The following is a 15,166-nucleotide window of genomic DNA, read 5'->3' on the forward strand; positions in this document are numbered from 1 at the left end:
ACCATCTGTGGAGAGCTTTGTAACGCTTCTCTTAAGTATATAAGAACCCCACTGCTTTAGCTGTGGGAGTAGTCAGAAAGGGTTATGGCACACTATAGGAGTGGAATTATATTCCAACTTTTTTCTGCGAAAGGAGATGTTTTTAATGACAACTTATATGGTATTGGTGGTTTTAACTTAACCGAATATCGGGCATAGTAAATTCCGATTTTTGAATATAACTTGGAATGAGCGCAAGCGGGAATATCACCCGTGTTTTTTGCTATGCCGTAAACAGTAACCTTTCGTGAATACTGCTGTTAGCGGGATACGATGAAGTTCGTATTCCTTTTTGATTATAGTCGACTTTTGGCTATTCACCGCGAAACAGCAGCTTCTTAGGAGGCTGCTTGTTCGCGGTATTTTTATGCCCAAAAACAACTTTTAGGAGAGGATCGGTTCAATGATTGATTTGAAACAATACGGCTATATCGAAGCCGAAACGCCGCCGATAGGTTTAATACCTGGAAGGGTTACTGAACTACAGCGAGAGCAATATACCGTCATCACCGAACAAGGAGAAGTGACGGCTGTATTGAAGGGCGCTTTCTACCACACTGCGGTGACTCGGGAAGATTTTCCGTGCGTTGGCGATTTTGTATTTCTGCAATACAACGAAAACGGTGCTTCGCGTATTGCCAAATTGCTGCCTCGCCGCTCGAAATTTTCCCGCGCTGACTATTCGGGACACGCAGTAGGGTATGTCAAAACCATACTGGAGCAAGTCGTTGCAACGAATTTTGATTACGTATTTATCGTGTCGTCCCTAAACTGGGATTTCAAGGTCAGCCGCATCATTCGCTACCTGACACAGGCACGGCAGAGCAGCAGCCAGCCTGTCGTAATCTTAACAAAGGCTGACTTGGCCCCGGATTTCAGCGCACCGTTAGCTGAAGTTCAGAAAGCAGCTCCTGATGTGCCAGTACACGCAGTTTCCAGCCACACCGGGAGTGGGTTAGATGGGTTGAGCGAATATCTGCAACCAGGAAAAACCGTGGTATTACTCGGCATGTCCGGTGTGGGAAAATCCTCATTGCTAAACGTCTTGATGAATCAGGAAGTGATGACTGTCAAGGCTATCCGCGAGGGCGACAGCCGGGGCCGGCACACAACAACGCATCGCCAGCTTTTCATGCTCCCTTCCGGTGCGATGGTTATTGATACGCCTGGTATGCGTGAACTTGGGCTGTTCGGTGCGGACGACGGGATCAGCGCCGGATTTAACGATGTGGAGGAATTATTCACACAGTGCCGCTTCAATGACTGCCGCCATCAGACGGAGCCGGGCTGCGCAGTTCTTACCGCCCTTGCCGATGGATCATTGGCACCAGAGCATTGGGAGCGTTACCTTGTACAGAAGCGGGAAAACAAGTTTGTGGAGGATAAATCGGGGGATCTCGTAGATAAACAGGCGTGGCAAAAGTCGATTGCCATGCGACATAAGGGTAAAAAGGGAGGATACAAGAAATGAACAACCATGATGAAAAGTTTGTAAAGCCCGAAATACTGGCGCTTGTTTTGAGTAAAATGCTCGACAAGACGATAATCCGCGCAGATTATCAACTTAAAGAGTTGCAAGGCGGGACAATAGGAGTTGTTCGGCTTGTAACAGGCATAGTTGAAACTTCTGATGGCGAAAATCTGCCGTATAAGATAGTTTGGAAAACACAGAAGAAATTTGAGCGTTATGGTGATCCGGATTCATGGCGTAGGGAATACGACCTCTATGTATCGGATTTCAAAAAGGTTTTCTCCGACTCGTTCCGGTGGCCGGAGTGTTATCACGCCGAAATAAATGGCGATGAGATTCAACTGTGGATGGAATATATTGATGGTGTGTCAGGCTTAAATCTAACCTCGGAAATGTATGAACGTATAGCCGAGGAATTGGGGCAATTTCAAGGCAAATTGTACACTGAGCGACCAAAAGCATTGCAGAATTTGTCCAATTTAAGCAAGGTTGAGTTTATGAAAAACCACTATCTGCGTTATCGGTCATGGAATGTTTTGTATGATTATATACGCTCCGATGACTGTGAAATCCCGAAGTACCTGTGTAAAATGCTCATAGACTTAGATAACAATGCGGACGAAATATTCAGTCGAATTGAAAAGCTACCAATAGTGCTTTGCCACAGAGATTTTTGGGTGGCAAACATATTCTATTCGGACAGTAAAATCGTACTTATCGATTGGGATACCGCCGGATGGGGGTACATGGGCGAGGATATCGCGAGTTTAATAACTGATGAAGCCGACGTCTGTCATATGATTGAATACTACCGAAAATGCATTCCGGCATATTACAGGGGTTTTTCGGAATATGCGGATGTGTCCCATGTATCCGAACATTGTATCTATGAACTAATTCTGGCTATGTTCGGATACAGGCTTGTGGAGTGGTATAAATTCGCTAAGTCGCCCGAAGATAAATCAAATCACCTTGATACCTTGCAAAAAATCCATGAGATGAGAAATATGTAGATAAATAACTTTTTTTATTTAAATTTAATCGATCAGTAGCCAGGGTAGAACGTACGGGGCGTGGGATGTTCCAATAGATCAGAAATATTTATGAATTTTGGCTAGTTAAAAGCAAACTTGGTCAGGGGAAAGTAAAGTAAATTTAATTTTCTGATATTTCCTGAAAAATAATCGTTTTTAATTAAATGTTTGAAATTATTTAACTGTTTTGCTAAAGTTATATAAAATATGAATTGATGATGTGGCCAAGTAAGTAAGAATCGTGAAACAGAGAATATAGCAATTGCTGAGAGCTATATCACCGCTTCTTATCTGAAACCTACCACGGAGATGTTATGCAAACATAACCGAGTCGTTTTCGTTACAAAACGTTTGAGGGTTTTAAGATTATCTTAAAACTAAATTCAAGGTGGTACCACGTTTATTCGGCACAAAGACGTCCTTATTTTAAGGACAGCTTTGTGCTTTTTATTTTTAATCAGAGAATACAAAAATGGAGGAAAGAACATGACAACACAACAAAATGATTTTTCAAAATGGTACATTGAGACAATCCAAAAGGCAGACTTAATGGATTATACACCAGTTCGTGGCTGTATCGCATTTAAACCAGACGGCTATGAAATTTGGGAACATATTCAGGAAGAAATGGACCGACGTTTTAAAGAAACAGGTCACCGCAACGCTTATTTCCCTATGCTAATCCCTGAATCCTTCTTCCAAAAGGAAAAAGAACATATCGAAGGTTTCTCACCTGAGCTTCCTTGGGTAACGGAGGCAGCGGGCGAGAAATTAGAAGAACGTTTAGCGCTTCGTCCGACCTCTGAAACGATGATTGGACATCTCTATTCGAATTGGATTAAAAGTTACCGTGATTTACCGGTCTTAATTAATCAATGGTCCAATGCCTTTCGTTGGGAAAAGAAAACACTTCCGTTCATTCGCACTTCTGAATTTTTATGGCAGGAGGGCCATACAGCACATATCGATGAAGAGGATGCACGAAAAGAAACAATGCAAATGTTAGCTATCTATAAGGAGGTAGTAGAAGGTTTACTTGCAATTCCTGTCTATGATGGACAAAAAACACCTTCCGAACGTTTTGCAGGTGCAGTTGATACATTTTCTATTGAAGCAATGATGAAAAATGGAAAGGCCGTACAAGCTGGGACCTCTCACTATTTAGGGACAAAGTTCGCTGAAGCCTTTGAAATAAAATATTTAAATAAAGCCAATCAGCATGAATATGTACACACAACATCGTGGGGTACTTCCACGCGATTAATTGGTTCAGTTATTATGGTTCACGGTGATGAACAGGGCCTTATTTTACCACCACGAATTGCACCAACCCAAGTTGTCTTAATACCTGTAGGTCCATGGAAAAAGAACCCTGAAATTATGGAGAAACTAGACGAGATTTATGCGGCCCTTAAGAAAAAAGGAATTCGAGTACGTCTTGATGATTCCGACCAATCACCAGGCTTTAAATTTAATGAATGGGAATTAAAAGGTGTACCAGTTCGAATTGAATTAGGACCACGTGACTTAGAAAACAATCAAGCATTGTTAAAAGCGCGAGATGAAGATGAGAAGCAATCAATTGACCTGGTTAATGTTGTTTCAGCAATTGAAGAAGAACTAACAACTATGCAAACTCGCTTATTTGAAAAAGCGCGCCAATTCCGCGATGCCAACGCTCATATAAATATAGATACACTTCAGCAATTACAGCAGCATATTAGTAGTTCCAAGGAAAACGGATCTATTCCTGGCTGGATCCTTGCTGGATGGTGTGGAGATGATGCTTGCGAGGAAAAAGTGAAAGAAGAGACTAAATTTACTTCTCGTAACATTCCGTTTAACCCACCAACTACGAAAACGTCTTGTATTTGCTGTGGCAATGAAGCAAAGCATACAGTTTGGTTTGCTCAGGCATATTAAAAAGAATAGTGTATAAAGGTGTTAAATTTTGCTTTCATACGCTAGTATTCAGCTTTTGTAATATCTCCATATTTCCAATCTATATACAGATTATCTGTGACGGCTGTTATTTTTTCTAACTCTTGTTGTTTAGTCTTGTATAAATGTATGTCGAGGCATACAAAATTTTTACATCCGTCATGGAATTACGCAATAAAAAAGGTCAGAGAAAATACGGCGCGATTAAATATTGGATTGACAAACCACAAAATGTAAAGCCATTATTGCCACGTGTCATTCAGGAGGAAGTGGAGATGAAAATACCATTACCAACATTTAAATATATACCGAATCCAATACAAGCGAATATTTTTAAAACGGGTGAATTAGTTGTTTGCGACTGCTGTGAGCAAGAAGTAGACATGTATTGTACAAAAGGCATTTATGCGATTGAAGAGGTGGAATATCTTTGTCCAAGCTGTATTCATAGTGGGCTGGCTGCGAAAAAATTTGATGGTCAATTTCAGCAAGATTTATTAAATTCCGAGCTTGTGAAGAATGATGACTATACAGATGAAGTGTTGCATCGAACACCCGGATATATTAGTTGGCAAGGAAATGATTGGGTAGCCCATTGCACGGATTATTGCGCATTTATTGATTATGTTGGCTGGCAAGAGCTAGTGGAGATGGGCATTACGGAGGAGTTTGAACATTTTAATGGTCATAGCAAAGAAGAGCTATCCGCTACTTTGCGTAATAATGGCTCGCATCAAGGTTATCTATTTCAATGCTTAGAATGTCAGCAATACATTCTGTATTCCGACTTTGATTAAATCTAGGTTATATTGTTGAAATATGGGGAAGTTGACCATAGCTCTGGAGAAACTGTACCAGAGCTACTACATTAGTTAGTGCGGAGAAATGACCAAGAAACAATAGATGAATTTCATGGAGAATATTTGTTTCATTTTAGGAAATACGCTTGTTTTATAGATTGGAAGGAGACATTTTCAAGCATCTGGATAGTCGGTAAGGCATCGATTTCCCCCTTGCGATAATCCTTGTTAATTGGCTGTTCAGGACGGACTATAGAAGAAAAGTTCATACACCGAACGAAAGAAACACTCGTTGATTTAGTTCATTAACGTTACAAGTAAATTGAAGGAAAAGAATATACTTAATGATGAATCGTCGGCATTTGTAAAAGAAGTCATAGTGATGCAAGGGGGACTGACTTTGCCGTCTAGTGATGAATTGATGAAAATTGAAATGTACGAATACAAGGATGGTCGTGGTTTTGGTGCAAAAAATAGGTACTTATAGTTTGATAATTAAGAAATCACGATTGTCCTTTTTTGTGAAGTGAATACAAATACTGACAAAATAGTAATTACGGAATTTTATATCAAAACATTCAAATGGGGGGGGAATGAATTTGTCACAGTATTTAGAACAATTTTTCGCGGATGTATGGCAGCAGTTAGAGCGCTTCTATCAGCAGGAAAACGACCGAATTAGTAAAATGAAAGACTGGAGCCAGCTCCATATAGGGGTTAATCATTATGTAAAGGTGAAATGGACATCAGAAAAATTGAATAAATTACAATGGGGAACCCCTCATTATGGAACGATTTCGATTTATACATACGAGCCATTTAGTTGGCATGATGATGCTTATAGGGTAGCAGCGGGCGATTACATGCAAGAGATAACAGACATCAACCAAATAGAAGAATTATTTTCCGCTTTATGTGCCAAAATAGATTCGGTTTTCCAATCCGATGAATATCATGCGAAACTTTTTGATTATCGCCTTCAACTTATATTGGAATTTGAGCACGAGGGGCGTGAGATTTGCTATCAAAAAGAGCTATTAAATAACGACAAGTTCACATTAGCGAAACAAACGTTAGCTTCTTTTATTGAAACAAAAGTGATGGCTGATTTGCCTGGATGTCCTGCTAAGAAAGATGGATTTTTCTTTGCACGTTGCCTAGTCAATCCACATTTTTTCCATCAGAGCGTAGCTGATATCGATCCATTAGTGCAACGGTTATTGGTGAAGTATAGCGGGAATGAAGAACGCTTAAACCAGTGGATTTATGATTATACATTGGCATTTAAAGCTTGGGCAGAGGAGTATATTTTATCGGTTTATTTTGAGGAGACAGGAGAATATGAAACGAAATGGATACTAAACTCAGAGGCAAGACCTAAGCAAACGGAGTTAGAGTTCTTCGTTTATATTGCCTTACAAACCGGATCTAAAGAACCTGATACACGTAAGCAATATCTTGAATTGGCGCAGCAACTTGGCTCACAAGAGGCGGAGGACTATTTACAAAATGGCAGTGATCATTATGAACATAGAAGGAAAAGTGCGCGCTTTCAAGGAGCAGCCAATGATATTCGAAAATTCATTTCAATTCACATCATTGTTGAGGAAGAAGAAGCCTATCGTGAAGCGTTGCATTACATCATCGATTTGTTACAAGCGGGCTTTGTCAAAGGCTATAGCTTACAGTTAGAGAGTCAGGAAGAAAACTATTTACCGATTCAAAGCCTTGCGAAAACTGAGCTGCATCAATTTTTTGCAAATTGCCTTGCGTATCCAAACCTATTCCCATTGATTGCCGACTATGCAAAAGTGGCAATGGAGGAATATGCATGGTATGAGGACGTGGAGCCTAGCGAGCTATCCGCTATGCCTGGAACATATGCTGTATTTGGTTTAGGGCTTTTTAGCGATGCTTATTTTCCCCTTGTGCAAAGCTATATGTCACTTGTTGATTCAGAGCACCAGCTTGTACAAAATAACTATGCAGAAGCTTTACTTACCATGCACGATCTATCAGTGGAACGGATGCCTGTACTGATTGACATTTTACTTAGCGCAAATGAGGGGGAGCTCGAGCAGTTAAAAGGAATTCACATTGATAAACTGGAATTGCTAGCTGAATTGATACATCAACTGGAGAACAAAGAAGATTACCAACGTAGCTATGTATTATATCAAATTTTTGGTAGTATGGAGGATCTAGCACAGCGCATTGAAAAAGAATCAGCGCCAATCCAAGAAATGCTAGAAAAATTAGTAGGTTGGATGGAAGATTACTAATTGGTTAGCTTTCCTTAATTCTTTAAAGAGCAAGACTTCCCTATAAAGTAGGAAGTGCAATGTTAAAGGCCGAGCTAACAGTTTTGTTCATGAAATGAAGGAAAGTTACAACGAGGCGATTTACCCAATGTCGAAGGGAGTCCTTTTTCATGAGAAAAACCGTACTTGCAGATGTTTTAGGTTTGACCGTTTTTCCCTCTTTGAATTAGTAATCTAAAATGGTGTTTTTATAGTGAAACTAAAAGAATTATAAATGCGCTTATAAGTACGTACAATTACGCTCGAATAACCATGTACATTTTTGCTCACCAATGTATATTACAACTTTACTTGGAGTGGCGAGCATGATAGCCTTGTTCGGCTAGCCAGCTCTTGTAGTAGCTGGGTTTCGGCTGCCGATTCATGCGAGTAGAGGTCTCCATGTCAAGTTGTAATTATTCATACACATGAATAGAGAAGTACATTTTGAGCGAAAGTGTNAAAATGTACAATGCGGACATTTATAAAGAATATCTGAATTAAAAGATCGATTAAGGAAATGTAGAGTGACAATAAGCTGTTCCACTAAAGGGCCATATTATTGAATAACAACCTTTTATGAAATGTCACCAAACGACGCTTTGGGAACTTTAAGTTTCAGCATTTTAATACGTGATTATGTAAAATTTCGGATTATCTTTGTAGAATCTAATTACTATAATAAATTGCGGTGAATTTCAATTATATAAAGGGGGTGTAAAGGTGGACCTATTACTTTGGATAACTATTGGTTTCATAATAATTGGATTTGTTGTTCTCACTTCTATAAAAAAAGGTATGGAAAGTAAGGTCGCTTTTATAAAAGCAAATATGGAAGACGAGGAAAATTCATCAAAAGCAAAATCCATAATTTGGTGGATGTGGAGTACCGCTGCTTGGGGGATAGTGAGTATTTTTCTTGTTGTTTGGTGTTTTCATAATCACTTTGGATAACTGTTGGCTTCAAATGTGCTTAAAGAAATGTGCTTAAATTAACAGGGTAGGTTTGTTCCATAAGAAATCACAAAAGGAATGAGCATTTACTGTAAAATAAGATTAGACGTATTAATGTCTAATATAAAGTAATGCAAAAAATGATGCACATTAGTATTATTACACGACATAAATAAAAATCTATGGAGGTAGGTATAGTTATGTGGATAATATTAGGGATTATTGCAATAGTAGCAACACTTATAAATCTTTATATGTATGTAGCAGGAAAGGATTATAAGCTTGCTATGGCGATAGGATTATCATTTACAGCATTAACACTTTGTTCAGAATACAGTCTTGTATCTGGGTGGGTAAAAGTTGAAGATTGGTCAACTCTATTGGATGTAGTACCTAGTATGGAAAAGGCATTATGGTTTTTGACAATTGTTTCTACCTTACTAAATATAACACCTATACTTTTAGAACTAAAAGGTAAGAGATAATTACTTATTGTCACACCATTTATATAATATGCGATTATTGTGTTAAAGATCTTCCACAATCGAGCGCAATTCTTGAAAAAGAATAGGCGCCAATTTTTCATTTAAGAGCCATTTAATTTAATAGGGAAAGAAGATATTATACCTGCAATATAAACATCTACATTTTTATTTCTTTTTTTCTAGGATATTTTTTAATGGCTTTTGAAGTACGTCCATAATGGCAGCGATGATAGCTGTTGCTAATATCCCTATTAGTCCAAGTGCGATTGGACCTGCTGGGTCATCACCCGTGAACATGGCATACACCCTTAAGTAAACTATTACTAATAAAATTAAGAAAATAATTGTAAAAGCGCATTTTTTTATAACCTTCAAGGATTTAAGGGATAACTCGGAAAAAGCGTTGTTACTATCGATATAACTCAATAGTTTATATGCTTGATACAAAGCTACAGAAAACGTAATGCATACTCCATACGCACATATTAACAACGGATATATCGAGTAATCTCCTGGACGCACTAGAGCATCTCTTCTGGCTGCTTCAGGCAACAAAAATATACACACGGCAAGTACCGCAATTCCAATAAGAAAAGCAACAACCTTTAAGAAAAAAGTTGAACCTAGTTTACCATTCATTTAAAGCACCTCACTGATTATATGATTTTAATATAATATTTATCGATTATCAATAAATTATTTTGTTTTTTATTATATTTTTATTGTTTTAAATATTGATTTGATTGTTATGTGGGAATCGTACTTGAATTATTGTAAATTTTATTATGAAGTAACCTAACAATCGTGCGCAATTCTGCAGCAAGAATTGTGCTTTTTCTATTTGAAAAGGTTAGATTGGAAATCGAAAAAAGTTTCTGATAAATAGAAGGAGAAATACACATGTATGGCTAGCAACACAAAGATAAATGCCTTATGAAATTAGCGAGGCAAAATGAAGCCGAAGAATGTTTTTTAGAAGCATTGAAATTAAGAAAAACAAAAGAAGATTTCTCATTGATTGACTCAACTCAAAAAGCATTGAATCTGTTAAATGAATTGGAGTGGAAAGCCTCTAGTGAAAATCCTGATGTATAAGAATAAAAGAAGAGTATAGGTTTATTCAACAATCGGGCGCTTTTCTGTAATTGATCTGCACCCCAAATGTTAGACACGACTCTAACATTTGGGGTGCAGATCATTATAAGGAATGCGTCTTTCTTCATAAATAGGGCCAGATTAGGGAGTGACTTTATTAATTGTTTCGTTAAGATTGTGAAGAAGTGTACTTATGCCAACGTGGCAGTTTAGTTGAATGAAAATGTTATAATATTATTAAAATTTAGGAAATGGAGTTTGGAAAATGAAGAGTATTAAAAGATTGATTCAAGTCATCTTAGCAAGTACATCAATCCTAATTCTTAGTGGATGTTTCTCTAAATCTGAATCAACCAATACAAGAATATTTAAAAACAAACTATGGAATACAAGGTGAGTTTTCTGTTATTCGGACAGATAATAATTGGCTTAATGGGATTGACCATCAGACTTATGTAGAAATGAAAAAGCCATATCGTACTTATCGTTCCTAATGATTGAAAGAGATACTTTGAAAATTTTAGAAGATGATAGTGACGATATCTATCTCGAACAATTCAAGGGCGCATATATTGAGCAACATCCAGAAGTAGTTCAAGTAATGAAACAGATCATAAAAAAACATGGGTTAGTAAAATATCCCAATAAAGCTGTCCCAGAAGAAAATGGTCCTATTCGTATATTTCCTTATGACAACATTGGGTTAAATATAAATAATTCTCAAGAGCTACTTGATAATTTTAAAAAGACTCAAAAGATCGATACTACTGGACTTTTACCTACATTAATACCAAGTGACCCCCGACGTGAAAATTATAATAGCAGGTATGTAGGTGTGGTGAATTTTCAATTTGAATTTGACATGAATAAAAATAAACATCCTATTCCAAAGGCCAAAGATCTAATTGAGGACTTTCAAAAAAGTGGGATATTAACAAAAGGGATATACAACATAGATATGTTAGTAGATGATTCAAATCCAGATCATTATGTGGGATGGGAATATAATAATGTAGCTTTGTTTGAAGTCGATGAAAATGGTGGGTATACAATAATTGCTACTCCTAAATATGATGATTTAGATAGAACTTACTACTATGGTGATTACGCAGCTGCAAAAAATATAAAATAGAATTTTAGGTTGAATTACTTAATTGGAATTGACTAAAAATACACATGGTGCTACCCCTATTAGTAATAAATTCCCTCATATTTACTTATATCGAGAAAAGCTCGAGACAGGAAAAACTCATGATATTGAATTATCACAAAGTCTAATCATATATTTAATTATATAGACGAAATAATTATTTTCCCCAAAAAACTATTGGGGATTTAAGTGGATAGAATGAGGCTTCTTCAACTAATGATAAGTTAGTTAAAGAAGACATGTGCTTATTATCTTCCACAATCGGGCGCTTTTCTGAAATAAGGAAAGCGTCTTTCTTCATGAAAAGGGCCATATTCTTGAATAACTAATTGTAGAAATAATGGATATTTGAGATGATTAATATTAGTTTTAAAGGATAGTAAAAGGAACAGAGTTTTCATTATTCAATACAAAGGAGAGTGGTGACGAGATATGAAATTATATTCACATAAACCCGAAGCGTACGAATGCCCATTTTGTCGGGTAGTATCAGGTAAAGAAAAACCAAATAAGGGAACGAAACAAAGAGACATTATTTATCAGAATAAACATGTAACAGCGTTTATCGCAAGCAAGTGGTGGCCTAATAACATAGGGCATGTTCTCGTTGTTCCTAACGAACACTTCGAGAATATATATGAGCTTCCAGCAGAAGTAGCTGCTGAAATTCATCGTGCTGCTCAATTGACAGCGTTTGCGATGAAAAATACATATGGTTGTGATGGAGTTTCTACTCGACAACATAATGAACCTGCTGGAAATCAAGATGTGTGGCATTATCATCTTCACGTTTATCCAAGATATGAAAACGATAACCTATACCTAACAAAAGGTTATTACACTGAACCAGATGAACGTCCTTTCTATGCAGATAAGTTGCGTTCGTGGATAAGTGAAAACTATTGTAGTACCAACAATAGGTGAAATTTTTTGTTATACCGTAATCGGGCGCAATTCTTGAAAAGGAATTGTGTTTTTTTTATATCAACTTCAAAAGTGGTATGACTTGCTTAGAAAGAAATTATAAATTCAAAAAATGAACTGTACCAAAAGTACAGTTCAATCAATAGGTGTTATTTTCCACTCTGATAATAAATGACATTGTTTAGAAAACCATAACTAGAGCGTCTCTTCTAATTTTTGCATTATGGAATTTGAAATTAAATAAACATTGCCGAAAATGTCAATTTTGTCTCCCTTTACACGTACAGCGCAATCTTTGTTGGATGCATAAATATTAATTTCTTCCGATAAGGCCGATAGTTCATTTTGAACCATTGTCATATTATTTTCAAGATCAAAATGAGACAGGACGGAAAAATCATCAAGGCCGATTCCGTCGTAAACAGAGCTTTCTTCAACGTTATAGCCAAAGTTTTTAGAGCATAACCATTTAGCGGACATGTTGATTGCACCAGCGCTTGCGCCCATTACAACAGCTCTGCTTTTTTTTATTGCATCAGACAATTCGTATTCTATTAAAAACTCATTTTGTTTAACAGTATTTCCACCCAGCAAGAAAATTACAGAGGCATTTTGAATTAATAATTGGGCATCTTCCTTCTGGACAAGATAATTAATTAAATGATATTCATCAAACAGAATGTTAGCATAATCGAACCACGAGCGTTCAGTAGCACTAACCTCTTCATAAAATGATGGATTCGAGCTAATCATAACAAGCGACTTTCTATTACTAATATCTTTCTGTAACACTTTGCCCAGCTTCTCTGGGAAAAAGTTGTTGAACCATCCTAAATAATAGTGAGTTTTCATAAGTTCCTCCGTAATTTTATTTATCAAATCACCTCTAAATTATACAATAATTGTAAATAAAAAATAAAGATATTAAAAATATTTAACTCACATTGGTTTACATATTATTTATTCAACTTTTATGCGATGGTTTATAAATATAGCTACAGGGGCTTTAGTTAAAAAATGATATTCAACAATCGGGCGCGATTGTTGAATATTGAAAGTAACATATCATTAGACTTTTTTATAAAACATTAACTTCAAACGGCTAGATAAAAATCCATTTTGTTCGATCTTTTTTTTCAAAATGGATTTTTCTATTTTACCGAAAAATACGGATATATGATGTGTTTTAAATCAAACTCTATTTAAAAGCAACATCAAGCCGATTATGCGCTCAATGATGTTACCAAAACAACGTCGTAAAGGTCCCCATCTTCGCAATGCGATTATCGAGTAATAATATATACATACATTGTACTAACTATTTAGAGAAAAGATAAAAAATAGCGTCGACAGCATTTATCGATTCCATGAAAGAATGAATATTTGTTTTACGGATGAGAGGCTAGTAGAGGTTTCAAAGGGAATATGAGGTATCTTTCACATAAACTACAGATTGAAAGGTTATAATGTGCTTCGAGGGGGATATATCGATGAACTATCATATTCTTGTAATAGAAGACGATTTAGAAATTCAAGAATTAATTAAACAGTTTATAAAACAAATTTCTCCGAACATGAATTTACGTACTGATCGTTATTTATTAGAAAAAGCATTTAAAAACATCATTCATAATGCGATTACGTATTCACCGCACGGAGAAACGATACTTATAGTGGTGACTGAGCTTCCAAAAGAAAATCAGATTCAAATACAATTGTCATCATTAAAGACAAGGAAATACAACAATTATTTGAGCCATTTTATAGAATCGAGAAATCGAAATACTGGTAGGAGCGAACTTGGTCTTTATATTGTAAAACAAATATTTGAATCTCTTTCTATTACCTATTTAATGATTAATACCCAAAATGGTGTTCACTTTTTAGTTACTATTCCTAAAGGGAGATCGTAGTATTTACTTGGACTTAAACAACGGCGTTTAGTAAAAAAAACTTATTCCACATAAAAATATATCAGTCAAAAGAGTGTCAAATTGTAAAAAGTATTTAACACTCTTTTTTTGTTGTGGAATGCTTCCTATATAATTGATAAATACAAGAATAAAACGAATACCATTTTGTCAAAAATAAAATTTGACTGGACACTAAATGGTATCATATAATTAAGACACCATTTAGTGTCCTATTTATAAGGGAGAGGAGATTTTGAGCGAGAAAAATCTAGAGCGTGATGTTTATGCTGCGATTGCTGATCCAACAAGACGTCAATTAATACGTTTACTGGCAGATGCAGAAGAATTACCTCTTCACGAATTAACGTCTCAATTTCAAATGGGGCGGACAGCAGTTTCTAAGCATTTGGCTATTCTTAAAGATGCTGATCTCGTAATTGCTCGAAGGGTTGGTAGAGAGACGAGGTATCGGTTGAATGCCGGTCCGTTGAAGGAAATTCAAGATTGGGTATCGTATTACGAAGGATTCTGGAAAGAAAGAATGGCTATATTAAATCTTTTATTGGAGGAAGAAAAATGAAAGCAGATGTATCTTTAGATTATCAATTTACAAGTTCAATTGAGAAAGTTTGGAACGCATTAACGGATTCAGACACTCTTGCAAAATGGATATGGAAAAATGACTTTAAACCAATCGTAGGACATAAATTCCAATTTCGAGCTGAGCCAAATGAATGGTGGGATGGAATTGTCAATTGCGAGGTGCTTAAAGTAGAAGAGCCTCATACATTATCATACACTTGGGCAAGTGCCGGAGAAATCACTACTGTTACGTGGACGTTGACAGAAGGGGAAGATGGCACTACTAACCTACATCTTGATCAATCTGGATTTAGTGAGGCAACGAAAGCTCGTCAAGGAGCAATCGAGGGAGCTAAATATGCATGGATTAACAATGGTAATCAGCTTGAAAAAGTGTTAGCAGAACTATAATTCATTTTTATCGTTTATATAAATAAACCGTTCTTCAACAATTGGACGCTTTTCGGAACACGGAAAG

At 36.6% G+C, this 15,166-nt stretch carries 14 protein-coding genes, 1 pseudogene and 1 other annotated feature; of the genes and pseudogenes, 13 read left to right on the top strand and 2 right to left on the bottom strand.

The window, feature by feature from the left end:
• Window positions 1-442 precede the first annotated feature (442 nt).
• The 7 genes from rsgA to AN161_RS22990 all read left to right on the top strand — a co-directional run bounded on the left by rsgA (window position 443) and on the right by AN161_RS22990 (window position 9,024).
• A complete protein-coding gene (gene rsgA / locus AN161_RS22960) occupies window positions 443-1,510 on the top strand; it encodes a ribosome small subunit-dependent GTPase A (RefSeq protein ID WP_082340370.1) in 1,068 nt (355 codons plus the stop codon).
• A complete protein-coding gene (locus AN161_RS22965; protein WP_053596637.1) occupies window positions 1,507-2,523 on the top strand; it encodes an aminoglycoside phosphotransferase family protein in 1,017 nt (338 codons plus the stop codon). Before rsgA ends, AN161_RS22965 begins: the two co-directional genes overlap by 4 nt.
• A 227-nt stretch (window positions 2,524-2,750) precedes the next feature.
• Window positions 2,751-2,970: a binding site (T-box leader), on the top strand.
• Between the two features lie 60 nt (window positions 2,971-3,030).
• Window positions 3,031-4,467 (top strand): proline--tRNA ligase, encoded by a 1,437-nt coding sequence (gene proS, locus AN161_RS22970; protein ID WP_053596638.1) that lies wholly within the window; start codon window positions 3,031-3,033, stop codon window positions 4,465-4,467.
• Window positions 4,468-4,760: 293 nt separating this feature from the next.
• Complete coding sequence (locus AN161_RS22975) at window positions 4,761-5,282, top strand: CbrC family protein (protein ID WP_053596639.1); 522 nt, start codon at window positions 4,761-4,763, stop codon at window positions 5,280-5,282.
• A gap of 602 nt (window positions 5,283-5,884) precedes the next feature.
• A complete protein-coding gene (locus tag AN161_RS22980) occupies window positions 5,885-7,567 on the top strand; it encodes a DUF6138 family protein (protein ID WP_053596640.1) in 1,683 nt (560 codons plus the stop codon).
• Window positions 7,568-8,308: 741 nt separating this feature from the next.
• Window positions 8,309-8,539 carry a hypothetical protein gene (locus AN161_RS22985; RefSeq protein ID WP_053596641.1) on the top strand — a complete coding sequence of 77 codons (231 nt, stop codon included), beginning with the start codon at window positions 8,309-8,311 and terminating at the stop codon, window positions 8,537-8,539.
• A gap of 200 nt (window positions 8,540-8,739) precedes the next feature.
• Complete coding sequence (locus AN161_RS22990) at window positions 8,740-9,024, top strand: hypothetical protein (RefSeq protein ID WP_053596642.1); 285 nt, start codon at window positions 8,740-8,742, stop codon at window positions 9,022-9,024.
• A gap of 165 nt (window positions 9,025-9,189) precedes the next feature.
• Here AN161_RS22990 and AN161_RS22995 read toward each other — a convergent pair whose 3' ends face one another.
• Window positions 9,190-9,663 (bottom strand): DUF2975 domain-containing protein, encoded by a 474-nt coding sequence (locus tag AN161_RS22995; protein ID WP_053596643.1) that lies wholly within the window; start codon window positions 9,661-9,663, stop codon window positions 9,190-9,192.
• A 294-nt stretch (window positions 9,664-9,957) separates the two neighbouring features.
• Here AN161_RS22995 and AN161_RS29950 point away from each other — a divergent pair, with 294 nt between their 5' ends.
• From AN161_RS29950 to AN161_RS23005, 3 genes and pseudogenes are all read left to right on the top strand, one after another.
• The gene (locus AN161_RS29950; protein WP_155242506.1) at window positions 9,958-10,119 is read left to right on the top strand and encodes a hypothetical protein; all 162 of its coding nucleotides are present in this window, start codon (window positions 9,958-9,960) and stop codon (window positions 10,117-10,119) included.
• Between the two features lie 265 nt (window positions 10,120-10,384).
• Window positions 10,385-11,251, top strand: a pseudogene (locus tag AN161_RS23000) (hypothetical protein).
• A 450-nt stretch (window positions 11,252-11,701) separates the two neighbouring features.
• The gene (locus AN161_RS23005; protein WP_053596644.1) at window positions 11,702-12,193 is read left to right on the top strand and encodes an HIT family protein; all 492 of its coding nucleotides are present in this window, start codon (window positions 11,702-11,704) and stop codon (window positions 12,191-12,193) included.
• A gap of 195 nt (window positions 12,194-12,388) precedes the next feature.
• Here AN161_RS23005 and AN161_RS23010 read toward each other — a convergent pair whose 3' ends face one another.
• Window positions 12,389-13,045, bottom strand: coding sequence for a Type 1 glutamine amidotransferase-like domain-containing protein (locus AN161_RS23010; protein ID WP_198926932.1), 657 nt, complete (start codon window positions 13,043-13,045; stop codon window positions 12,389-12,391).
• Window positions 13,046-13,683: 638 nt separating this feature from the next.
• Here AN161_RS23010 and AN161_RS27875 point away from each other — a divergent pair.
• From AN161_RS27875 to AN161_RS23025, 3 genes are all read left to right on the top strand, one after another.
• Window positions 13,684-14,106 (top strand): ATP-binding protein, encoded by a 423-nt coding sequence (locus AN161_RS27875; RefSeq protein ID WP_053596645.1) that lies wholly within the window; start codon window positions 13,684-13,686, stop codon window positions 14,104-14,106.
• A gap of 253 nt (window positions 14,107-14,359) precedes the next feature.
• Window positions 14,360-14,686, top strand: coding sequence for a metalloregulator ArsR/SmtB family transcription factor (locus AN161_RS23020; RefSeq protein ID WP_053596646.1), 327 nt, complete (start codon window positions 14,360-14,362; stop codon window positions 14,684-14,686).
• A complete protein-coding gene (locus AN161_RS23025) occupies window positions 14,683-15,099 on the top strand; it encodes an SRPBCC domain-containing protein (protein ID WP_053596647.1) in 417 nt (138 codons plus the stop codon). The genes AN161_RS23020 and AN161_RS23025 overlap by 4 nt, the downstream gene beginning before the upstream one ends.
• Window positions 15,100-15,166: the final 67 nt, after the last annotated feature.

The sequence above is a fragment of the Lysinibacillus sp. FJAT-14222 genome (assembly GCF_001278875.1).
Taxonomy (GTDB): Bacteria; Bacillota; Bacilli; order Bacillales_A; family Planococcaceae; genus Lysinibacillus; species Lysinibacillus agricola.